Annotated in this window: 19 protein-coding genes and 1 pseudogene; 14 read left to right on the forward strand and 6 right to left on the reverse strand. The window is 64.5% G+C overall.

The genetic code is table 11. From position 1 onward, the window contains the following. Positions 1-300 precede the first annotated feature (300 nt). Positions 301-1794 (forward strand): PLP-dependent aminotransferase family protein, encoded by a 1494-nt coding sequence (locus tag EJ069_RS21060; RefSeq protein WP_040986066.1) that lies wholly within the window; start codon positions 301-303, stop codon positions 1792-1794. Between the two features lie 220 nt (positions 1795-2014). Next, a complete protein-coding gene (locus tag EJ069_RS21065) occupies positions 2015-3604 on the forward strand; it encodes a trimethylamine methyltransferase family protein (RefSeq protein WP_126062937.1) in 1590 nt (529 codons plus the stop codon). 140 nt (positions 3605-3744) lie between these two features. On the opposite strand, the gene EJ069_RS21070 is transcribed toward EJ069_RS21065, so the two are convergent. Further along, entirely contained in the window at positions 3745-4143 is a 399-nt protein-coding gene (locus EJ069_RS21070; protein ID WP_126062938.1) for a hypothetical protein, read from the reverse strand. A gap of 128 nt (positions 4144-4271) precedes the next feature. Then, a complete protein-coding gene (locus EJ069_RS21075; protein ID WP_126062939.1) occupies positions 4272-6077 on the reverse strand; it encodes an IlvD/Edd family dehydratase in 1806 nt (601 codons plus the stop codon). Between the two features lie 150 nt (positions 6078-6227). Between EJ069_RS21075 and EJ069_RS21080 the strand changes: the two genes are divergently transcribed. After that, a complete protein-coding gene (locus tag EJ069_RS21080) occupies positions 6228-6677 on the forward strand; it encodes a carbon monoxide dehydrogenase subunit G (protein WP_042647051.1) in 450 nt (149 codons plus the stop codon). Between the two features lie 16 nt (positions 6678-6693). Here EJ069_RS21080 and EJ069_RS21085 read toward each other — a convergent pair whose 3' ends face one another. Further along, positions 6694-7866: an Mrp/NBP35 family ATP-binding protein gene (locus EJ069_RS21085; protein ID WP_126062940.1), complete on the reverse strand. Its 1173-nt coding sequence runs from the start codon at positions 7864-7866 to the stop codon at positions 6694-6696. Positions 7867-8119: 253 nt separating this feature from the next. On the opposite strand from EJ069_RS21085, the gene EJ069_RS21090 reads away from it, so the two are divergent. Next, positions 8120-8497 carry a VOC family protein gene (locus tag EJ069_RS21090; protein WP_126062941.1) on the forward strand — a complete coding sequence of 126 codons (378 nt, stop codon included), beginning with the start codon at positions 8120-8122 and terminating at the stop codon, positions 8495-8497. 24 nt (positions 8498-8521) lie between these two features. Here EJ069_RS21090 and EJ069_RS21095 read toward each other — a convergent pair whose 3' ends face one another. Both EJ069_RS21095 and EJ069_RS21100 read right to left on the reverse strand, forming a co-directional pair. Further along, entirely contained in the window at positions 8522-9526 is a 1005-nt protein-coding gene (locus EJ069_RS21095) for an inorganic phosphate transporter (protein WP_126062942.1), read from the reverse strand. A 3-nt stretch (positions 9527-9529) separates the two neighbouring features. Further along, positions 9530-10171, reverse strand: coding sequence for a DUF47 domain-containing protein (locus EJ069_RS21100; protein WP_126062943.1), 642 nt, complete (start codon positions 10169-10171; stop codon positions 9530-9532). 160 nt (positions 10172-10331) lie between these two features. Here EJ069_RS21100 and EJ069_RS21105 point away from each other — a divergent pair, with 160 nt between their 5' ends. The 10 genes from EJ069_RS21105 (at position 10332) to EJ069_RS21150 (ending at position 21741) form a co-directional block, all read left to right on the forward strand. Next, positions 10332-11231, forward strand: a complete 900-nt coding sequence (locus tag EJ069_RS21105) for a LysR family transcriptional regulator (protein WP_126062944.1) — start codon at positions 10332-10334, stop codon at positions 11229-11231. A gap of 193 nt (positions 11232-11424) precedes the next feature. Further along, positions 11425-11904, forward strand: coding sequence for a formate dehydrogenase subunit gamma (locus EJ069_RS21110; protein ID WP_126062945.1), 480 nt, complete (start codon positions 11425-11427; stop codon positions 11902-11904). Then, complete coding sequence (locus EJ069_RS21115; RefSeq protein ID WP_126062946.1) at positions 11901-13457, forward strand: NADH-quinone oxidoreductase subunit NuoF; 1557 nt, start codon at positions 11901-11903, stop codon at positions 13455-13457. Before EJ069_RS21110 ends, EJ069_RS21115 begins: the two co-directional genes overlap by 4 nt. Before the next feature lie 10 nt (positions 13458-13467). Next, a complete protein-coding gene (fdhF, locus tag EJ069_RS21120) occupies positions 13468-16380 on the forward strand; it encodes a formate dehydrogenase subunit alpha (RefSeq protein WP_126062947.1) in 2913 nt (970 codons plus the stop codon). 3 nt (positions 16381-16383) lie between these two features. Beyond that, the gene (gene fdhD / locus EJ069_RS21125) at positions 16384-17214 is read left to right on the forward strand and encodes a formate dehydrogenase accessory sulfurtransferase FdhD (RefSeq protein WP_126062948.1); all 831 of its coding nucleotides are present in this window, start codon (positions 16384-16386) and stop codon (positions 17212-17214) included. Next, positions 17204-17515 carry a formate dehydrogenase subunit delta gene (locus EJ069_RS21130; RefSeq protein WP_126062949.1) on the forward strand — a complete coding sequence of 104 codons (312 nt, stop codon included), beginning with the start codon at positions 17204-17206 and terminating at the stop codon, positions 17513-17515. The genes fdhD and EJ069_RS21130 overlap by 11 nt, the downstream gene beginning before the upstream one ends. Positions 17516-17629: 114 nt before the next feature. Further along, the gene (locus tag EJ069_RS21135; RefSeq protein ID WP_126062950.1) at positions 17630-19183 is read left to right on the forward strand and encodes an alpha/beta fold hydrolase; all 1554 of its coding nucleotides are present in this window, start codon (positions 17630-17632) and stop codon (positions 19181-19183) included. Between the two features lie 103 nt (positions 19184-19286). Beyond that, positions 19287-19649: a nuclear transport factor 2 family protein gene (locus EJ069_RS21140; protein ID WP_042645780.1), complete on the forward strand. Its 363-nt coding sequence runs from the start codon at positions 19287-19289 to the stop codon at positions 19647-19649. Between the two features lie 41 nt (positions 19650-19690). Continuing rightward, positions 19691-20005, forward strand: a complete 315-nt coding sequence (locus EJ069_RS21145; RefSeq protein ID WP_126062951.1) for a hypothetical protein — start codon at positions 19691-19693, stop codon at positions 20003-20005. A gap of 326 nt (positions 20006-20331) precedes the next feature. After that, the gene (locus tag EJ069_RS21150; RefSeq protein ID WP_126062952.1) at positions 20332-21741 is read left to right on the forward strand and encodes an FAD-binding oxidoreductase; all 1410 of its coding nucleotides are present in this window, start codon (positions 20332-20334) and stop codon (positions 21739-21741) included. Positions 21742-21827: 86 nt separating this feature from the next. Here EJ069_RS21150 and EJ069_RS21155 read toward each other — a convergent pair. After that, positions 21828-23254, reverse strand: a pseudogene (locus EJ069_RS21155) (gamma-aminobutyraldehyde dehydrogenase). Between the last annotated feature and the right edge of the window lie 47 nt (positions 23255-23301).

Raw genomic sequence — 23301 nt, forward strand, 5'->3', positions numbered from 1 at the left:
TTTTAGATTTATCTTAGCAGGCCGGATGTTTCCGGCTCATGTCGTCGCGTGATTTTCGCATCATTCTATTGAGCCGATTTCCATTTCATTCAAGCGCGGCATTGCCGCAGTGCATCACGCTTTTATGATGCACTGCAGCATTGTTTTTACCGATCGCTAAATGACCGCTTACGCGGCCAATAGATCACTGGCATAAATCCCAGCGATCAGAAAAATTGATTGGCGCAACCCCTTATGCCACCCATACACTCCACTGGTCCAGCCAAGTGAAAACAGCTGGCCATCCGAGGATGATTTCCCATGCCACAGCGCAATGACACGGCCATATGGTCCGGCCTGTTCCGGATTTCGGCCGAATCCGGCCAAACCCTCCAGGCGCAGATACGCCAGGCGATCGTCGCGGCCATTCTCGACCGACAGATCGCCGCTTCGATGCCTCTGCCGTCTTGCCGGATTCTCGCGGAAAAACTTGGGGTTGCCCGCGGCACCGTGGTGCTCGCCTTCCAGCAGCTGGTCGACCAGGGCTTCCTGGTGGCGCGCGAGCGGCGCGGCCATTTCGTCAACCCTGACGTGCTGGCCACTCCCGCCAAGCCGCACCAAAAGGCGCCCGACCAGCAGAATGAGATCGACTGGAAGGCGCGCCGGCAGATCGCCGCAAGCGACATGCCGCCGCCCGCCAAGCACGACAACTGGATCAAGTCCTCCTATCCGTTCGTCTACGGCCAGTTCGATCCGGCGCTGTTCCCGACCGCCGAATGGCGCGAGTGCAACCGCATGGCGCTGGCCGTGCTGGAGATCCGCAACTGGGCATCCGACATGGTGGACCGCGACGATCCGCTGCTGATCGAGCAGATCCAGGCCAGGCTCCTGCCGCGCCGCGGCATCTTTGCCAACCCGGACGAGATCATCGTGACGCTGGGGGCGCAGAACGCGCTCTATATGCTGGCCTCGCTCTTGATGACCAAGGGTTCGAAGGTGGCGATGGAGGATCCAGGCTATCCCGACGCCCGCTCGATCTTCCGGCTGGCCGGCGCCGATATCCAGCCGGTTCCGGTCGACCAGTCGGGCATCGTCACCTCGTCGATTCCCAGCGATTCCGGCTTCGTCTTCGTCACGCCGAGCCACCACTGCCCGACCATGGTGCCGTTGTCGGCGGAACGCCGGCAGGACCTTCTGGCGCGCGCCAACCGCAACAACCAGATCATCATCGAGGACGGCTATGACAGCCAGCTGCTCGACGAGGCGCCGCAGCAGGCGCTGAAGAGCCTCGACCGCTCGGGCCGCGTCATCTATGTCGGCTCGATGTCGAAGACGCTGGCTCCAGGCCTCAGGCTTGGCTACATCGTGGCCTCGGCTGGGCTGATCGCCGAGCTTCGCGCGCTGCGCCGCTTCATGCTCAGGCACCCGCCGGCGAACAACCAGCGCGCTGTCGCGCTGTTCCTGTCGCTCGGCCATCACGAGGCGCTGGTGCGCAGGCTCTCCGCCGCCTTCGACGAGCGGCGCAAGCGGCTGGTCCATGCGATTTCCGCTTTCCTGCCAGAATGGCGTTCGACCGACTCGGCTGGCGGCACATCGCTCTGGCTGGAAGGGCCGCGCGGCACCGATTCGCGCGGCTTGGCCGAAGCCGCCGCTTCGCGCAGCGTCATCATCGAGCCCGGCGACCGGTTCTTCGACCGCAGCGAAAAGCCCTCTCGTTTCATGCGCTTGGGTATCTCCTCGATTTCCCTGCAGCATATCGAGCCCGGCATCCGCGAGCTCGCCACCGCTGCCGGGCGCAGGCCCGCGGCGGCCTGATCCCCACGGACTTTCCAAAAAGAGCCGGCAGCCGCCGGCTCTTTTTGCTTGGGCGCATGCTAGCCGCTTTAGCACTCTGGCATATTCGACGGGATTGCTTGGCTCATAGGCTGTACCAATGCCGGCGGCATAGTCGGGGCAATAAGGGGACGAGGCAGGCCGATGGTGGACCAACCGCCGCGGACCGCGTCGCAATAAAGACAAAAGGTGGAGTGCTTCCATGTCAGTGGCTCTCGAGAAGCAGGAAGCGTCGTCGGACCGGCGTTCGCGACGTTCCGGCGGGCGCGAAGCGCGCCGCGCGATGCGGGCGGCGCCCTTGGCCGACGACATCCGCCCGGTGCGGCCGGGGCTTGAAGGCGGCAGCTACGGGCCGTTGAGCCGGAACGACCAGGAACGCATCCACGAAGCGGTGCTGACGCTGCTGGAGACGGTCGGGTTCGCCAATGCCATCCCGTCCTGCATCGAAGCGCTGACCAGGGTTGGCGGCATTTATGGCGACGATGGCCGCATCCGCCTGCCGCGCGCGCTGGTGCTGGACACGATCAAAAGGGCGGCGCGCAACTTCACCCTCTACGGCCAGGATCCGAAGCACGACATGCTGATCCAGGGCAAACGCGTGCATTACGGCACGGCGGGCGCGGCGGTGCATCTGGTCGATGTCGAGAAGCGCGAATATCGCGAATCGCTGCTGCAGGATCTTTACGACGCCGCGCGCCTCGTCGACGGGCTGGACAACATCCATTTCTTCCAGCGCACGATGGTGCCACGCGATATTCCCGACCCGCTCGATATGGATTTCAACACGCTCTATGCCTGCGTGATGGGGACGTCCAAGCATGTCGGCACCTCGTTCACCGTGCGCGAGAACGTCAAGCCGGCGCTGGAGATGCTCTATGCGATCGCCGGCGGCGAGGAGAATTTCCGGGCGCGGCCTTTCGTGTCCAACTCGAACTGCTTCGTCGTGCCGCCGATGAAGTTCGCCGAGGACGCCTGCGGCGTGCTCGAAGCCTGCGTCGAAGGCGGCATTCCGATCCTGCTTCTGTCGGCCGGCCAGGCCGGCGCCACGGCACCCGCCGCGATCGCCGGCGCCGTTGTCCAGGCGGTGGCGGAAGTGCTGATGGGCCTGGTCTATGTCAATGCGATCAAGCCCGGACATCCGGCGATCTTCGGCACCTGGCCGTTCGTCTCCGACCTCAGGACCGGCGCCATGTCCGGCGGCTCGGCCGAGCAGGCGGTGCTGACCGCTGCCTGCGCGCAGATGGCGCAATATTACGATCTGCCCGGCGGCTCGGCCGCCGGCATGTCGGACTCCAAGCTGCCTGATATCCAGGCCGGTTACGAGAAGGGCATCACCAATGTCATGGCGGGGCTATCCGGCCTGAACCTGGTCTATGAATCGGCCGGCATGCATGCCTCTTTGCTCGGCTTCTGCCTCGAAAGCCTGATCATCGACAACGACATGCTGGGACATTGCCTGCGCTGCGTGCGCGGCATCGAGGTGACCGACGACGCGCTGTCGATCGACACCATCGCCGAGGTTTGCCTCAAGGGCCCCGGGCATTATCTCGGCAACGACCAGACGCTGAAGCTGATGCAGACCGAGTATTTCTATCCTGCCGTCGGCGACCGTTTCTCGCCCAAGGAATGGAACGAAAAGGGCCGGCCCGACATCCTGTCGCGGGCAATCGCGGAGAAGAAACGCGTGCTTGCGGAGCGTTTCCCGCGCCACGTCTCGCGCATTCTCGATGACAAATTGCGCGCCCGCTTCGGCGAGATGATCAAGCTGCCGCGCAGCGGCATGGGCGGCTAGGAGACATTGATATTCAGGTGAGGCCGGCCTGCAAATGGCCGTCTCCTGCGCTTCCGGTGCTCACATACTTTGAGTACGCTGCGCTCCGGTTCTCGAAAGATCCCGTTTTCGACTCGGCCTGACCTGAATCTCAACGCATCCTACTCGGCGCTCAGCTCGTATCGCTGAACCACTTCTGGGTTGATCAGCTTGGCGTGCAGCGTCATCAGCACGATCTGCGCATCGAAACTGTCGCCGGCCTCGAGCGCCGCCTCGATGCGGCGCTCGACCGCCAAGGTCGGCTCACGACCATTGGCCTGCTCGAACACGTCCGGCCCGGCGACGCAATAGCCGCAGAGCTGCGCCACCGAGCTATACGCGTCGGCCGGCGGCTCGTCCGGCCAGCGGTCGTTCATCAGATTGACGATGGTGAGTTTTACGCCTTCGGGAACCAGGGCAGGATGCAGGTCGGCCTTGCGCAACGCCTCATCCAACTGCCGCAGGTCGCCCGAGCGGCCGAACATGCCGAGGAAGCCGAGGGAAGAACGCCGTTTTGCCACGATGATCTCTCCCCTTCACGGCCTGCCGAGATCGACCATATCTGTGGGCTGAGCGTGGCTGAGACAAGGGCACGAAAAAGGACGGCCCGCCGTCGGCGAGCGTCCTCGTGATTTGGTCGACTACAAGATCAGTGATTGTCGCGCGGCACGCCGCTGGTGTGGGCGACGTCCTGGTACTTCACCGCCGGCTTCAGCACCATGCCGGCCGAGAACTGGTCGACCATGCCGCGCTGGATCTCCTGCCACGGCGTCTGGTGCTTGGGATAGTGATAGCCGCCATTGCCTTCCAGCGCAGCGCGCCGCTTGGCGATCTCCTCGTCGCTGACGAGAATGTTGGCCGTGCCCTTCTTCAGGTCGATGCGGACGCGGTCGCCGGTCTTGAGCAGTGCGAGGCCGCCGCCGATCGCGGCTTCCGGTGAGGCGTTGAGGATCGACGGCGAGCCGGAGGTGCCGGACTGGCGACCATCGCCGATGCAGGCCAGCGAATGGATGCCCTTCTTGATGAGGTGGGCCGGCGGCTGCATGTTGACCACCTCGGCGCCGCCCGGATAGCCGACCGGACCGGCGCCGCGCATGAACAGGATCGTGTGCTCGTCGATGCCCTGCGCCGGATCATCGATGCGGGCGTGGTAGTCCTCCGGCCCGTCGAAGACCATGGCGTTGCCCTCGAAGGCCTCGGGGTCGTTCGGGTTGGAGAGATAACGCTCACGGAACTCGGGCGAGATGCCGCTGGTCTTCATGATGGCGGAATCGAACAGGTTGCCCTTGAGATTGATGAAGCCGGCATTGGCCTTGAGCGGCTGGTCGGCGCCGCGGATGACCTCGTGGTTCTCGTTGACGGCATCCCGGCAATTGTCGCCCATCGACTTGCCGTTGGCGGTGATCGCATCGGGATGCGGCAGCAGGCCGCCCTTCATCAGTTCGGCGACGACCGCCGGCACGCCGCCGGCATGGTGATAGTCCTCGCCAAGATATTCGCCGGTCGGCTGCAGGTTGACGAGCAGCGGGACGTTGAGGCCGATCTTCTGCCAGTCGTCATTGTCGAGCGGCACGCCGAGATGGCGGGCGATGGCGTTGAGGTGGATCGGCGCATTGGTGGAGCCGCCGATGGCCGAGTTGACGACAATGGCATTCTCGAAGGCCTGGCGCGTCATGATGTCGGACGGCTTCAGGTCCTCATGCACCATGTCGACGATGCGCTTGCCGGTCTCGTAGGCGATCTGGCCGCGCTCGCGATAGGGCGCCGGAATGGCGGCCGAACCGGGGAGCTGCATGCCGAGCGCCTCGGCCAGCGAGTTCATCGTGGTGGCGGTGCCCATGGTATTGCAATAGCCGGTCGACGGCGCCGAGGAAGCGACGATATCCATGAACTCGTCATAGTTGATCTCGCCGGCAGATAGGCGCTGGCGCGATTCCCAGACGATGGTGCCGGAGCCGGTGCGCTTGCCCTTGTGCCAGCCATTGAGCATCGGACCGACCGACAGCGCTATCGCCGGAATGTTCACGGTGGCCGCCGCCATCAGCAACGCGGGCGTGGTCTTGTCGCAGCCGATGGTGAGCACGACGCCGTCGAGCGGATAGCCGTAGAGCACCTCGACGAGGCTGAGATAGGCAAGGTTGCGGTCAAGCGCGGCGGTGGGGCGCTTGCCGGTCTCCTGGATCGGATGGCACGGGAACTCGAAGGGGATGCCGCCCATCGAGACGATGCCTTCGCGCACGCGCTTGGCAAGCTCGAGGTGGTGGCGGTTGCAGGGCGAAAGATCAGAACCGGTCTGCGCGATGCCGATCAGCGGCTTGCCCGACATCAGCTCGGCGCGCGTCAGGCCATAGTTCAGATAACGCTCGAGATAGAGCGCCGTCATGCCTGGATTGTCGGGGTTGTCGAACCACTCCTGCGAGCGAAATTTCTTCTTCCTGGTGGGGGCGCCTGCCATGGTGGTCTCCGTATTTGTATGACAAATCGATAGGACAACGCGCGAGCGCAAGCAAGAGGCAGACGCAGCCGGGACCCGGACTTTGGTGCGATAGACTTGTTAGAGGCCGCGCGCTACGACCAATCGATAACAGCAATCAGGGAGGGTTTGATGGCTTTGGTGATCGAAGGCGAGGAGCGGATCGCCGCACCCGTCAAAAAAGTGTGGGAAGCCCTCAACGACCCGGAGATCCTGAAAGAAGCCATTCCGGGCTGCCAGAGCCTCGAGAAGAATTCGGACACCGAGATGGCGGCGACTGTGGTGCTGAAGATCGGGCCGATCAAGGCGACCTTCAACGGCGAAGTGACGCTGAAGAACCTCAAGCCGCCGCATTCCTACACCATCCAGGGCGAAGGCAAGGGTGGCATTGCCGGTTTCGCCAAGGGCGGCGCCGACGTGACGCTGACCGAGGACGGGCCGGATGCGACGGTGCTCAAATACGCCGCCAAGGCCGAGGTCGGCGGCAAGATCGCGCAGCTCGGCAGCCGGCTGATCCAGTCGACATCGAAGAAGCTCGCGGGGCAATTCTTCTCGACGTTCGGCGAGAAGGTCGGCGCCTAGCGCCAACCGAGCAGGACTATTCGAACACGATGCTCGGCACGGCGGCTTCGGCCGCGCCGCGCTCCTCCTGGACCCGGCCCCAGACCTTCGAGGCGATGTCGCGATAGATTTTCGCCTCGGCGCCCTCGGGCTTGGAGGCGACGACCGGGGCGCCGGCGTCCGAGCTTTCGCGGATGCCCATTTCCAGCGGCACCTCGCCAAGGAAGGTGACGCCGAGGCGCTCGGCCTCGCGCCGCGCGCCGCCATGGCCGAAGATGTCGTAGCGCTTGCCGGTGTCGGGCGCGAGGAAGTAGCTCATGTTCTCGACGATGCCGAGCAGCGGCACGTCGACCTTCTTGAACATGTTGAGGCCCTTGCGGGCGTCGATCAGCGCCAGGTCCTGCGGCGTCGAGACGATGACGGCGCCGGCAAGCGGCACCTGCTGCGCCATGGTGAGCTGGGCGTCGCCGGTGCCGGGCGGCATATCGACCACCAGCACGTCGAGCGGACCCCATTCAACCTCGCGCAGCATCTGCGTCAGCGCCGACATCACCATCGGGCCGCGCCAGATCATCGGCGTCTCCTCATCGACGAGGAAGCCCATCGACATCACCTTCAGGCCGTAATTCTGCATCGGCTTCAAGATCTTGCCGTCGACCGTCTGCGGCCGGCCGTGGATGTTGAGCAGCCGCGGCATCGACGGGCCATAGATATCGGCGTCGAGCACGCCGACCTTCAGCCCATTGGCGGCGAGGCCGAGCGCCAGGTTGACCGCGGTGGTTGATTTGCCGACGCCGCCCTTGCCGGAGGCGACCGCGATGATGGCGTCGATGCCGGGCACGCCTCGCCGGCCGTGACTATGCGAGGCCGGCGCCTGTGGCGCGGGACGCTGTGACGGCTGCGGGGCTGCGGGCCTCGGCGCTGCCGGGCGCGCCGGAACCGGCGCTTCCATGCCGCCGCCCTTCTTCTCGGCCGTCAGCGCGACGACGGCGCTGGCGACGCCAGGGATGGCCTTCACCGCGCGCTCGGCCGCGGCGCGCAGCGGCTCCAGTTCCTGGGCGCGCGCGGCGGGAACGGTGATCGAGAAGAACACCTTGGAATCGGCGATGAATATCTCCGAGACCATGCCGAGATCGACGATGTTGCCGGTGAAGTCCGGCCCGTTCACCGTCTTCAGGCGCTCGATGACGGATTCCTTGGTAATGGGCATGAGCTTTTTCCCGAGCGTTTGCCGGGTCAGATAATGCAGTTCCGGGCGAGAACCAAGCTTCGGAACGACATGTGCGGCGACATGCCTTCAAAAAACTTGCACGCGCCTGTCGGGTTTCGCAGGCGGCTTTCGTCTTCCAGACAGATGCATCCGACTGCACGAGCTGCAGTCGCCGGAAGACGGCGCAACCCTATCTTCCGGGTTTCCGGCACGGCGGCCAAAACGGAGCAGCCGACAGAGAAAGGAGAAATCCATGCTCGAAAACAGCAATGCGACAGCCAATCTCGCGGTGAAGGACCTGGAAAAGGCCAAGGCGTTCTACGAGGGAATGCTCGGCCTCAAACAGGTCGACGACATGGGCGGCGAACTCGTCGTCTATAAAAGCGGCGACACGCTCATCAACGTCTACCATTCGCAATTCGCCGGCACCAATAAGGCGACGGCGGTAACCTGGGCAGTCGGCGACCAGATCGGCGCGATCGTCAAGTCGTTGCGGGCGAAAGGCGTCAGCTTCGAGCATTACGATATGCCCGGGCTGACGCTGGAGGGCGACGTCCATATCGGCTACGGCATGAAGGTCGCCTGGTTCAGGGATCCTGATGGCAATATCCTGAACCTCGTTGGCGAATAGTGAGGCGGCCGTGTTCCGGCCGCATCATGCGGCCAGTCGCGTCGCGAGATAGGTCAACGCCGAGATCGCGGCCGTCGCCGGCAAGGTGATCACCCAGGCGACGACGATGTTGCCGGCAATGCCCCAGCGCACGGCGGAGACGCGACGGGCGGCGCCCACGCCGATAATGGCGCCGGTGATGGTGTGGGTGGTGGAGACCGGAACACCGAGCCAGGTGGCGGCGAAAAGCGTGATGGCGCCACCGGTCTCGGCGCAAAAACCCTGCATTGGGTTCAGCCGCGTGATCTTCGATCCCATCGTGTGCACGATGCGCCAGCCGCCGAGCAGCGTGCCCAGAGCCAGCGCCGACTGACAGGTGAGGACCACCCACAGCGGCACGTAGAAGCTCTGGCCGAGCATGCCTTGCGAATAGAGCAGCACGGCGATGATGCCCATGGTCTTCTGCGCGTCGTTGCCGCCATGTCCCAGCGAATAGAGCGAGGCGGAAAAGAACTGCAGCACGCGAAACGTGTTGTCGACGGCGAATGGCGTCTGGCGCACGGACAGCCAGGAGACGACGAGAACCAGGACGAGCGCCAGCACGAATCCGGTCGCCGGCGAGAGCACGATCGCCGCGACCGTCTTGCCGAGCCCCGACCAGACGATGGCGCCGGTCCCGGCCTTGGCGACGCCGGCGCCGACCAGCCCGCCGATCAGGGCGTGCGAGCTGCTCGACGGAATGCCGGCGACCCAGGTGACGATGTTCCAGACGATGGCGCCGACAAGTGCCGAGAAGATCACCGCCGGCGTGACGATGCTGGCGTCGACAATGCCTTTTCCCACTGTCTCGGCGACATGCAGGCCGAAGAACATGAAGGCGATGAAATTGAAGAAAGCCGCCCAGAACACCGCGTAATGCGGCCTGAGCACCCGGGTGGAGACGATGGTCGCGATCGAATTCGCGGCATCGTGCAGGCCGTTGAGGAAATCGAAGAACAGGGCCACGGCGACGAGGCCGATCAGCAGCGGAAAAGCGATCGTGGCGTCCATCGCCTACACGTTCTCGATCACGATGCCGCTGATCTCGTTGGCGACGTCCTCGAAGCGGTCGACAACCTTTTCCAGCTGGCTATAGATTTCCGAGCCGATCAGGTAAGCCATCGGGTCGCTGCCGCCGTGATGTCTGAACAGATCCTTGAGGCCCTGCTCGTGCAGGTCGTCGGCGCGGCCTTCGACGCGCATGACCTCCTCGGCTATGGCGTTGAGGCGCGCTGCGTTAGCGCCGACCTTGCCGAGCAGCGGGATCGCCTCCGCGACGAGCCGGGCAGCCTGGACGATGACGCCGCCCATTTCCCGCATCAGCGGGTCGAACTCCTTCACCTCGAACAGTTTCACCGTCTTGACAGTCTTGTGCATCATGTCGATGGCGTCATCCATCGACTGGATCAAATCCTTGATGTCGCCGCGATCGAAAGGGGTGATGAAGGAGCGCCTGACCGCAAGCAGGACCTCGGCGGTGATGCCGTCGGCCTCGTTTTCGAGACCGACGATTGTCTGGCACCAGCGGTCGATATCCTCGCCGCTGAGAAGATGCTGAAGCGCTTCGGCGCCGCCGACCACAGTGCGCGAATGCCGCTCGAACAGATCGAAGAAGCGATCCTCGCGCGGCAACAGCTTGCGAAACCAGCCCAGCATGTCGTCCTCCTCAATCCGCCCTACCCCCACATAGCGCCATGTGCGGCGCGGGAAAACAGATAGCCGGCTCAAAAATGTGGATGAGGTTCGATTGTGCGTGCGTCTTGCGAAGCGATGCGATTTCCCCGACCTTGGGCTAAACCGCGTTGGATCGGATGGCATGATCGACAAACTGGAGTTCTTCCTGGCGCTGGCCAAGGAGGAGCATTTCGGCCGGGCGGCGGAGGTGTGCGGCGTCACCCAGCCGACTTTGTCGGCCGGCATCAAGCAGCTCGAGGAGCAGCTCGGCGTCATGCTGGTGCTGCGCGGCTCCCGCTTCCAGGGGCTGACGCCCGAAGGCAGGCAGGTGTTGGGCTGGGCGCGTCGCATCGTCGGCGACACAAGGACGATGCGCGAGGAGATGCGGGCGGCGCGCCACGGCCTTGCCGGCCGTATCCGCATCGCCGCCGTTCCGACGGCACTGGCCATGGTGGCGCGGCTGACGACGCCGTTTCGCGAAAAGCATCCGGGCGTCACCTTCTCCATCCTGTCGCGGACCTCGATCGAGGTGCTGTCACTGCTCGGCAATTTCGACGTCGATGCCGGCATCACCTATCTCGACAACGAGCCGCTCGGGCGCGTCATCAGCGTGCCGCTCTATGACGAGCGCTACCAACTCATCACCGCGATCGGGAACCCCTATTCCGATCGCGACAAAGTGACGTGGGCCGAGATCAGCCAGCTGCCGCTCTGCCTGCTGACGCCGGACATGCAGAACCGCCGCATCATCGACCAGCATCTGGCGGAAGCCGGCGTGCAGGTGAGGCCGACGCTGGAATCCAACTCAATGATCGTGCTGTTCTCGCATATCCGTACAGGCAAATGGTCGTCGATCATGCCGCTCAACCTCGCGGAAACGTTCGGCTTTTCGGAGCCGATCCGGGCCATTCCGATCGTCGAGCCGGACGCCAGCCACACGGTCGGTCTGGTGGCGGCGCCGCGCGAACCGCACACGCCACTGGTGCAGGCGCTGCTGGACGAGGCGATGGCGCTGGCAGACGATTTCCGCCGTCATCGCTAGGTTAGAGAATGCGAGCCACTGCTTCTCGATAGAAAATTTCTATCGATCGACGGGAGCGCTTTATTGATTTCGGAGGTTTCCTCTGATTTCGTAAGGACTTAGCGATATTGCGCCCTATGCATGTCGTTGCCCCGAAAACGCTCTATATCCTGGGGTGACATACATTGGCCGCCACGACCAGGGAGGGCGCTGCGTGACCATGCAGGCCGCAAGTACCGAGATCGCGTCGCGCACGGCGGCGATCATTGACGAGATGAAGGGCCTCGAGGGCCCGCTGCTGCCGATCCTGCACAGCATACAGGAAGAGTTCGGATACGTTCCGAAGGACGCCCTGCCGGTGATCGCTGACGGGCTGAACCTTTCCCGCGCCGAAGTGCATGGCGTGGTCAGCTTCTATCACGATTTCCGCGCCAAGCCCGCCGGACGGCATGTGCTCAAGCTCTGCCAGGCGGAAGCCTGCCAGTCGATGGGGTCGGATGCGGTCGCGGCCAAGGTCAAGCAGCTGCTCGGCATCGATTTCCACGAGACCACGCGCGACGGATCGGTTACACTGGAGCCGGTCTACTGCCTCGGGCTTTGCGCCTGCTCGCCGTCGGCGATGCTCGACGGCGAAGTCATCGGCCGGCTCGATGACGAGAAGATCGGAGAGATCGTCGCGGAGGTGCGTTCATGATCCCGCGCATCTATATCCCCGCAGATTCCGGCGCGCTGGCGCTCGGCGCCGAAAAGGTCGCCAGGGCGATCGAGAAGGAGCTCAAGGAGCGCGGCGTCGAGGCCAAGATCGTGCGCAACGGTTCGCGCGGCGCCTATTTCCTCGAGCCAATGGTCGAAGTGGCGACCGACAAGGGCCGCGTCGCTTACGGGCCGGTCAAGCCGTCCGACGTCAAGAGCCTGTTCGACAGCGGCTTTCTCACCGGCGGCCATCACAAGCGCTGGCTGGGCGCGCCCGACAAGATCCCCTTCTTCGCCAAGCAGACTCGGCTGACCTTCGCACGCTGCGGCATCAACGACCCGCTGTCGCTCGATGCCTACAAGTCGCTGGGCGGCCTGCGCGGCCTGCAGAACGCCGTCGCGATGGCGCCGGCCGATGTCGTCAAGCAGGTGACGGAATCCGGCCTGCGCGGCCGAGGCGGCGCCGGCTTCCCGACCGGCATCAAGTGGAAGACGGTGCTGGATACGGCCGGCGACCAGAAATACATCGTCTGCAATGCCGACGAAGGCGACAGCGCCACTTTCGCCGACCGCATGATCATGGAAGGCGATCCCTTCGTGCTGATCGAAGGCATGGCGATCGCCGGCATCGCCACCGGCGCGACCAAGGGTTTCGTCTATATCCGCTCGGAATATCCGCATGCGGTGGCGACGATGAACAAGGCCGTCGCGATCGCCCGTAAGGCGGGCGTGCTGGGTCTCAACGTGCTGGGCTCGCCCGACGCCTTCGACATGGAGATCCGCGTCGGCGCCGGCGCCTATGTCTGCGGCGAGGAAACTTCGCTGCTCAACAGCCTCGAAGGCAAGCGCGGCGTGGTGCGCGCCAAGCCGCCGGTGCCGGCCATCCAGGGCTTGTTCGGCAAGCCGACGGTAATCAACAACGTGATCAGCCTGGCCTCGGTGCCTGTAATCATGGAGAAGGGCGCCGCCTTCTACAAGGATTTCGGCATGGGCCGCTCGCGCGGCACGATCCCGATCCAGATCGCCGGCAACGTCAAGCATGGTGGCCTGTTCGAGACGGCCTTCGGCCTGACGCTCGGCGAAATCGTCGACGAGATCGGAGGCGGCACGGCTTCCGGGCGTCCCGTGAAGGCGGTGCAGGTCGGCGGACCGCTCGGCGCCTATTTCCCGCGCGCCTTGTTCGACACGCCGTTCGACTATGAGGAATTCGCCAAGCGCGACGGCCTGATCGGCCATGCCGGCATCACCGTTTTCGACGACACGGCCGACATGCTGAAGCAGGCGCGCTTCGCCATGGAATTCTGCGCCATCGAAAGCTGCGGCAAGTGTACGCCCTGCCGCATCGGCTCGACGCGCGGCGTGGAGGTTCTGGACAAGGTCGCGGCTGGCATCGAAGCGGAGAAGAACCTCGCTTTGGTCACCGACCTCTGCAACACGATGAAGTTCGGATCGCTCTGCGCGCTGGGCGGCTTCACGCCCTATCCGGTGATGAGCTCGATCACGCATTTCCCTGAGGATTTCAAGCCCGCGCCGGCGCGCGTGGCGGCTGAATAGGAGCTGGCAGATGAACATCAAGGCCGACTTCCCGACACTCATCCAGGAGATCGACTACGGAACGCCGGAGTCGAAAGCGACGAAGCAGGTCACCCTGACCGTCGACGGGCAAAGCATCACCGTGCCGGAAGGTACCTCGATCATGCGCGCGGCGATGGAAGGCGGGGTCGAGATCCCGAAGCTTTGCGCCACCGACATGCTGGATTCCTTCGGCTCCTGCCGCGTTTGCCTGGTCGAGATCGAAGGGCGCGGCGGCACGCCCGCCTCCTGCACGACGCCTGTCGGCGAAGGCATGGTGGTGCGCACGCAGTCGGACCGGCTCGACGCCATCCGCCGCGGCGTCATGGAACTCTATGTCTCCGACCATCCGACGGGCTGGAACGAGAAGGCGGGAACCGGCGCCAGCGAGTTCGACGCGGTGGCGAAGTCGGTGGGTCTCACCGAGAACCGTTACGGCACCGAAGGCCGCAACCACGTCAAGGAAGAGGGTGGCGTGGCGCCCGGCCATGGCTCGCTGGCGGTGGACTATATCGCGCGTGACGAATCCAATCCCTATTTCACCTATGACCCGGCGCAGTGCATCGTCTGCTCGCGCTGCGTGCGCGCCTGCGAAGAGGTGCAGGGTACCTTCGCGCTGACCATCGAGGGCCGCGGCTTCGAATCGCGCATGGTCGCCGGCATGCATGAGGATTTCATCGCTTCGGAATGCGTCTCCTGCGGTGCCTGCGTGCAGGCCTGCCCGACCGACGCGCTGCGCGAGAAGACGGTGCTGGAAAAAGGCATGCCGGAGCGCTCGGCTGTCACCACCTGCGCCTATTGCGGCGTCGGCTGCTCGTTCAAGGCCGAAGTGAAGGATGACGAGGTCATCCGCATGATGCCCTACAAGGACGGCAAGGCGAACCACGGCCATTCCTGCGTCAAGGGCCGTTTCGCCTATGGCTATGCCACACACAAGGACCGCATCCTGTCGCCGATGATCCGCGAGAAGATCACCGATCCCTGGCGCGAGGTGAGCTGGGAAGAGGCGATCGCCCACACGGCGAAGGAATTCCGCCGCATCCAGTATCAGTATGGACGCACGGCGATCGGCGGCATCACCTCCTCGCGCTGCACCAACGAGGAGACCTACCTCGTCCAGAAGCTGGTGCGGCAGGGCTTCCGCAACAACAATGTCGACACCTGCGCGCGTGTCTGCCATTCGCCGACCGGCTACGGCCTCGGCCAGACCTACGGCACCTCGGCCGGCACGCAGGATTTCGACTCGGTCGAATTCACCGATGTCGCCGTGATCATCGGCGCCAATCCGGCTTCCGCCCATCCGGTGTTCGCCTCGCGGCTCAAGAAGCGGCTGCGGCAGGGCGCCAAGCTGATCGTGCTCGATCCGCGCCGCACCGAGATGGTGAAATCGGCGCATATCGAGGCCGACTATCACCTGCCGCTGAAGCCCGGCACCAATGTGGCGGTGCTGACGGCGCTGGCGCATGTCATCGTCACCGAGGGCCTCTACAACGAAACCTTCGTGCGCGAGCGCTGCGACTGGGCCGAGTTCCAGGACTGGGCATCCTTCGTTGCGCTCCCGGAAAACAGCCCGGAGACGGTCGGCAAGCTGTCCGGTGTCGACCCGGAAGCCATCCGGGGTGCCGCGCGGCTCTATGCCAAGGGCGGCAACGGCGCGATCTATTACGGCCTCGGTGTCACCGAGCACAGCCAGGGCTCGACCACGGTGATGGCGATCGCCAACCTTGCCATGGCGACCGGCAATATCGGCCGTCCGGGTGTCGGCGTGAACCCGCTGCGCGGCCAGAACAATGTGCAGGGCTCCTGCGACATGGGCTCCTTTCCGCATGAGCTGCCCGGCTATCGCCACATCTCGGGCGATGCGGTGCGCGACATCTATGAGAGCCTGTGGGGCGTAAAGCTGGACGACGAGCCGGGCCTGCGCATCCCCAACATGCTGGACGCCGCCGTCGACGGCTCGTTCAAGGGCATCTACATCCAGGGCGAGGACATCCTGCAGTCCGACCCCGACACCAAGCATGTCGCCGGCGGCCTCGCCGCGATGGAATGCGTGGTCGTGCACGACCTCTTCCTCAACGAGACGGCCAACTACGCGCATGTCTTCCTGCCGGGTTCGACCTTCCTCGAGAAGGACGGCACCTTCACCAATGCCGAGCGCCGCATCAACATGGTGCGCAAGGTCATCGAGCCGAAGGCGCGCTATGCCGACTGGGAGGCGACGCAGGAGCTTGCCCGCGCCATCGGGCTCGACTGGAACTATACCCATCCGTCTGAGATCATGGACGAGATCGCCAAGACCACGCCGAGCTTCGCCGGCGTCTCATTCGAGCTGCTTGACCGCGTCGGCTCGGTGCAGTGGCCCTGCAACGAGAAGGCGCCGCTCGGCACGCCGATCATGCATGTCGACGGCTTCGTGCGCGGCAAGGGCAAGTTCATCCGCACCGAGTATGTGGCAACAGACGAGCGGACCGGTCCGCGCTATCCACTGCTGCTCACCACCGGCCGCATCCTGTCGCAGTACAATGTCGGCGCGCAGACCAGGCGCACCGAGAACGTTGCGTGGCATGCGGAGGACCGGCTGGAGATCCATCCGCATGACGCCGAGGTTCGCGGCGTGCGCGAAGGCGACTGGGTACGGCTGGCGAGCCGCTCCGGCGAAACGACGCTGCGCGCGCTGATCACCGACCGCGTCTCGCCGGGCGTCGTCTACACGACCTTCCACCACCCGGACACGCAGGCCAATGTGATCACCACCGACTTCTCGGACTGGGCGACCAACTGTCCGGAATACAAGGTCACCGCCGTGCAGGTGGCGCCCTCCAACGGGCCGACCGACTGGCAGAAGGACTATAACGAGCAGGCCCGGCAGAGCCGCCGCATCGCACCACTGGCGGCGGCGGAGTAGTCCTTGGGCGCGCGGCGCAAAGCGACGACGCAAATATCGCGGCTCGCGCATCGCGCCGGCGGCACCGCTGCCGCGAACCGCATGGTGCCGGAAGAGACGCCGGTGGCGTTCTCCTTTGCCGGCACCACGCATGCGGTGATGATGGCGAGCCCCGCCGATTTCGAGGATTTCGCGCTCGGTTTCTCGCTGACCGAAGGCATCATCGCCGACCCGAAAGAGATCGAGTCGATCGAGGTCGAGGATCTCGGCGCCGGCATCGACATCCAGATCAGGCTGAAGGACCAGGCCAACACGCGCTTCCAGGCAAGGCGTCGGCGGCTGGCGGGACCGGTCGGCTGCGGCTTGTGCGGTATCGAATCCATCGAGGAGGCAATGCGCTCGGTCGGCGCCGTTGGTGCGTCACGACTTACGCTTCAAGCGGAAGATATAACAACCGCCGTCCGCCTGCTGTCGAAGCAGCAGCCGTTGCACGCGGAGACCGGCGCGGTGCATGCGGCCGGCTTCTACGTTCCCGGCAAGGGCATCGTGATGGCGCGCGAGGATGTCGGCCGCCACAATGCGCTGGACAAGCTCGCCGGCGCGCTGGCCAAAGCCGGCATCGATGGCGCAAGCGGCGCTGTCGTGGTGACCTCGCGCGTCTCGGTCGAGATGGTGCAGAAGACGGCCGCCATCGGCGCTTCGATCATCATGGCGGTTTCGGCGCCGACGGCGCTTGCCATCCGCACGGCGGATACCGCCGGGATGACGCTGGTGGCGCTGGTGCGCGGCGATGATTTCGATATTTTTACCCACCCCGAACGGGTGGCTTCCGGAGTTGCCAAGCATGTCGCATGACGAAGACCACATCGCCAGCACCAGGGAAAAGCTGGTGCGCATGGCCAACCAGATCGCCACCTTCTTCCATTCGAAGCCGCGCGAGGAAGGCATTGCCGGGCTGGCGGAGCACATCAACAAGTTCTGGGAGCCACGGATGCGGCGGCAGCTTTTCGAGCTGCTCGACGGCGACGCTGAGGATTTCGACGAGCTGGTGATCGCGGCCTCGGCCAGGATCAAGCGGCCGATCTCCCCTGCGGAGGCCGACAGGAAGCTTGGAGTCACAGCCTTTCCGGCCGATATCGCCGCTTCGCAGGAATGATGTAGCGATCGGACGGCGCTATATTCCTTTCCGCTAAAGTTTAAGCTGCCGCTATCGGCACGGCTCTGCTATGGTTGGCGACAGGAAGTCGTCTGGCCGGGCGGGGTAGTTCGCGTGAGGCCGATCGAGACCAGATACGCCCGTAGCGGGGATGTGCGGATCGCCTATCAGGTGATCGGCCAGGGCTCTTTCGATCTCGTCTTCGTACCGGGCTTCATCTCCAATCTCGACCTGCATTGGGAAGACGAGGGCTACAGCCGCCTCTTGAAACGGCTCTCCGCCTTCTCGCGGCTGATCCTGTTCGACAAGCGCGGCACCGGGCTTTCCGACCGCGTCGACACCCACCACCTGCCCAGCCTCGAGACGCGCATGGACGATGTCCGGGCGGTGATGGACGCCACCGGCAGCGGCCGCGCCGCTATCCTCGGCGCCTCGGAAGGCGCGCCGATGGCGATGCTGTTCGCCGCCACCTATCCGGAGCGGACGCGGGCGCTGGTGCTCTACGGCGGCTATGCGCATTTCCACAAATGGGTGATGCCGCCGGAACGGCTGGAAGCCTTCATCGAGACGGCGGAAACATCCTGGGGCACCGGCGCCACCTTGCCCAATTTCGCGCCGGGCCGAGTCGACGATACCCACTTCACTCAGTGGTGGGCCCGGTTCGAGCGGCTGTCGGCCAGCCCGACGGCCGCTACGGCGCTTGCCCGCATGAATGCCGGCATAGACGTGCGCGACATGCTCGGGACGATCAGCGTGCCGACCTACCTGATCCATCGCCGCAACGACGCTCGAGTCGATCCCGACGCCAGCCGCTTCCTGGCCAGAAAGATCCCCGGCGCCCGCCTGGTCGAGATTTCGGGGCGCGACCACCCGATCTGGACCGGCGACGTCGACCGCGTTGCCGACCTGATCGAGGAATTCCTGACCGGGGAGCCGGCGGTGGCCGTTGTGGAACGCGTGCTCGCGGCACTTCTGGTGACACGCATCTACGACACCGCGCGGCTCGGCGACCGCTTGTGGAGCGAACGCAGCCTGCGCTTCCAGGAGAACTGGCGCATGCTGGTTGGGCGCCATGGCGGGCGCGTCGCCGGCACGCATGGCGAGCTGATGATCTCGCGCTTCGATGGCCCGGCGCGTGCCGTGCGCTGCGCGGCGCTGCTGCGCGAGGCGGCCCAGGAAATCGGCGTGGCAAGCGCGCAAGGGGTGCATGTCGGCGAGATCGAAGTACGCGGACCGCCGACGGGGCTGACAGCGCGCGTAGCCATGCAGCTCGCCGCCCATGCCGAGCGCGGCCACATCCTCTGCTCAAGGCTGGTCGCCGACCTCGCCGCGGGTTCGGGGCTGCATTTCACCGATGCCGGCCGCATCAGCCTCGACGAATTGGAGGAGCCGATGGCGCTGGCGCAGGTGACGGCCGAACAGCATCTGGAGCCGGCCTGCCGTCCCAAGCCCAGGCCGGCCGAACCGGCAACGCTGACGGCTCGCGAGAGCGAGGTGGTGAGCCTGATCGCCGACGGCAAGAGCAATGCCGCGATCGCCGCCGAGCTCGACCTCAGCGAGCACACGGTCAAGCGCCATGTCGCCAACATACTGCTCAAGCTCGACCTGCCGTCGCGGGCGGCGGCAGCGGCATTCTCGGCCAGACATGCTGGCCCGGACGGGCCATGAGAGCCATGGCGCTTTCGGGCGAAGCGGTGGGGACGCCGTAAGAGGTATCAATTATCCCCATGCAGGCAGCCGGGAAGGCACTGCGGGGCCATGGAGAGACAAGATGCTGACCAAGACAAAGACGGTGGACGGCGCGGCGATCAAGAAGGCAATCGAGGGCCGTGACGGCAAGCTGCTGTCGAGCTTCTACACCGACGATGCGCTCGTGCGCGTGGTCGACCGCAACAACCCGCCGAGCAAGCCGCGCGAGATCCGCGGCCGCGCGGCGATCAGCATCTTCTGGGACGATATCTGCAGCCGGGCGATGACCCACAAGGTCGACACCACCATCGCCGAGGGCGACAACCTCGCCTTCATGCAAGCCTGCGCCTATCCGGACGGCACGAAGGTGGTTTGCGCGGCGATGCTGGAGCTGAAGAACGGCCTGATCGCGCGGCAAACCGTCGTGCAGGCCTGGGACGAATAGCCGACCGCGGACAATCAACACAATCGTGAGGGAGTACCGAGATGTTCAGCGCCAGATGGCAGATCGACGCCAGGTTCGGCCACAAGCAGACCGCACTTGAGCTGATGCGGAAATGGGAGCGCGAGATCGGCTCGCAGGTGGGGCTCGCCGATTTGAAATTCCGACTCATGACGGGCTCGATCGGCGCACGCGAAGCGACGATCGAGTCCCATCACGAGGTCGAAAGCCTGGCCCAACTGGAAGCGTTCTTCGCCAAGATCGCCAAGATCGACGCGCATGCCAAGTGGGGCAAGGAGCTGGAGCCCTATGTGGTGTCGGGCACCAGCCAGTGGCAAATCTTCCGGATCGTGGAATAGTTGGTTGCGAAATAGCCGAAGGCCGAAGCGGCAGCAGCGAACACGCGGGAAGAGTGGCTGCGAGCAGGCGGCCACTCGACGTCACCGGATCGGCCCAAATCAGGAACCGGCCCGTCGGTCAGTCACGGCAGCCGCTTTGGCTGCCGTGTCATGGCTCTCCCGGGCCATGCCCCGCTGGTCCTTTCGGGCGAAGCGGCGGGGACCGGATTGGTGCAATGTGCGCTTCCTGCACCATCCAACGCATCCGCCGATGAGGCGAGCAAACAAAGCAACACATGCGTCGCGCCGACGCGCCATGGCGCTGGCGCAATCAAGGGAGCAAACCGATGACCGACGAAGCCCATGCAAAATTGCGTGAAAGCCTGCGCGGGGAGGTGATCCTGCGCGACGATGCCGGCTATGACGAGGCCCGCAAGGTCTATAACGGCATGATCGAAAAGCGCCCGCTGCTGATTGCGCGCTGCGCCGATGTCGCCGACGTGATCACCGCCGTGAAATATGCCCGCGACAACGACCTTTTGATCGCCGTGCGCGGCGGAGGCCACAACGGCGCCGGATTGGGGATCTGCGACAACGGTCTCGTCATTGACCTGTCGATGATGAAGGGTGTCCATGTCGACCCGAAAACGCGGACTGTGAGGGTCGGGCCGGGCTGCAATTCAGGTGACGTGGACCATGCCACCCATCCTTTCGGGCTCGCCGTTCCGGCCGGCATCGTCTCGACCACCGGCGTTGCCGGTCTGACCCTCGGCGGCGGGACAGGCTATCTCACGCGCAGATACGGTCTCACCATCGACAACCTGGTCGAGGCCGATCTGGTGCTGGCCGACGGCAAAGTGGTGACCGCCAGCAAAGCCGAGAACCCCGATTTGTTCTGGGCGCTCCGCGGCGGCGGCGGCAATTTCGGCGTCGTGACCAGTTTCCTGTTCCAGGCCCATCCCGTGAACATGATCTTCGGCGGCCCGGTGTTCTGGGAAGCCAAGGATGCCATGGCCGTCATGCAGACCTATCGCGACTATCTGCCGGAGGCGCCGGAGGATCTCGGCGCCTTTGTCGGCCTGAAAACCGTTCCCTCGGCCGATCCCTTCCCGCGCGAATATTGGGGCAAGCGCGCCTGCGCCATCATCTCCTGCTACAACGGCGCCGAGGAGGACGGGCGCAAGGCCATGGCGCCGCTGCTCGACAATCTGCCGCCGCCGATTTTCAACTGGATGGGTGTGATGCCGTTCCCGGCCTTGCAGGCAATGTTCGACCCGCTGCTTCCGAAAGGCCTGCAATGGTACTGGAAGGGCGATTTCGTCAGGTCGCTTCCCGACGAAGCCATCGCGACCCATATCGCGCAGGCCGCCGCGGCGCCGAGCGAATTGTCGCTCATGCATCTTTACCCTATCGACGGCGCCGTTCGCCGCGTCGGCAAGAACGAGACGGCATGGAATGCGCGCGACGCGACCTGGTCGATGGTCATCGCCGCCATCGATCCCGATCCGGCCAAGGCCGCCGATCTCACCAAATGGGCCAAGAACTACTGGGCGACCATCCATCCCCATAACGGCGAAGGCGGCTACGTGAATTTCATGATGGAGGACGAAGGAGAAGCGCGCGTGCAGGCGAGCTATGGCGCGAACTACGAGCGGCTTAGCCAGGTGAAGCGCATCTACGACCCGTTCAACATCTTTAGGGTCAACCAGAACATCAAGCCCGCGGCATCGGAGATGCAGGGCAGGACGGCGGCTTAGGGCATGGCGTAGCGCAGCGCTTGATATGCCGACACCGGCGCAGCGAATATTTTAAGGATGGCGGCGAGCCGCCATCCTTTTTCATGTTACCCATGCGCCACCATGACGTGGCGGACAGCCGTGTAATCCTCCAGCGCGTAGAGCGACATGTCCTTGCCGTAGCCTGACTGTTTCAGGCCGCCATGCGGCATCTCGTTGGTCAGCATGAAGTGGGTGTTGATCCAGGTGCAGCCATATTGCAGGCGGGCGGCGGTCGCCATGGCCCGCGCGACGTCCTTGGTCCATACCGACGAGGCAAGGCCGTAGTCACTGTCATTCGCCCAGTTCACCGCCTCGTCGACATCCGAGAAGCGGGTGATGGAGACGACCGGGCCGAACACCTCGCGGCGCACGATCTCGTCTTCCTGCAGCGCGCCGGCGACGACCGTCGGCTGGTAGTAGAAGCCGGAGCCCTCGCCGGGCTTGCCCCGGTGGTGATCTCGATGTGCTTCAGCTCAGAGGCGCGCTCGACGAAGCTCGACACACGGTCGCGCTGGCGGCGCGAGATCAGCGGGCCGATCTCGTTCTCGGTGTCGTCAGGCTGGTTGTATTTGATGGTCGAGACGGCGGAAGAGAGGTCGGCAACCAGCTTGTCGTAGATCTTCGTGCCGGCATAGATGCGGCAGGCGGCGGTGCAGTCCTGACCGGCATTGTAATAGCCGAAGGCGCGCAACCCGTTGACCACGGCGCCGAGGTCGGCGTCGTCGAAGACGATGACTGGCGCCTTGCCGCCGAGCTCAAGATGCGTGCGCTTGACCGACCGGGCGGCCGCCTGCAGCACTTTCTTGCCGGTGGCGACGTCGCCGGTGATCGAGATCATGTTGACCTTCGGATGGTTGATCAGCGTGTTGCCGACGCTGTCGCCGCGGCCGAGCACGACATTGACGACGCCCTCGGGCAGGATCTCGGCGAGGATCTTCGCCAGCTTCAGCGATGTCAGCGGCGTCTGTTCGGACGGCTTGAAGACGACCGTGTTGCCGCCGCCGATCGCCGGCGCCAGCTTCCAGGCCATCATCATCAGCGGATAGTTCCAGGGCGCGATCGAAGCGACGATGCCGATAGGGTCGCGGCGCACCATCGAGGTGTGGCCAGCAATATATTCGCCGGCCACCTGACCGGGCATTGAGCGCACCGCGCCGGCGAAGAAGCGGTAGCAGTCGACGATCGCCGGGATCTCGTCATTGAGCACGGCATTGATCGGCTTGCCGCAGTTCAGCGCCTCGAGCGCCGCGAACTCCTTGGCTTCGGCCTCGATGCGATCGGCGATCTTGAGCAGATAGTCGGAACGCTGCGCCGGCGTCGTGCGCGACCAACTGACGAAGGATCGCTCGGCGGCTGCCACGGCAGCTTCGATCTGCGCCGGGCTTGCTTCAGGCAGGTTGAGGATCGTTGCCCCGGTCTTTGGATTGAGGATCGGCTCCTCGGTTTCGGTGCCCTTCTCGAATTTCGAGCCGATCAGCATCTGGGTGTCCATAAGGTTTCTCCCTGATTAGGAGCGAATAGGGAGTAGCGAATAGCGAA

It is taken from the genome of Mesorhizobium sp. M2A.F.Ca.ET.043.05.1.1 (genome assembly GCF_003952445.1).
Classification (GTDB): domain Bacteria; phylum Pseudomonadota; class Alphaproteobacteria; order Rhizobiales; family Rhizobiaceae; genus Mesorhizobium.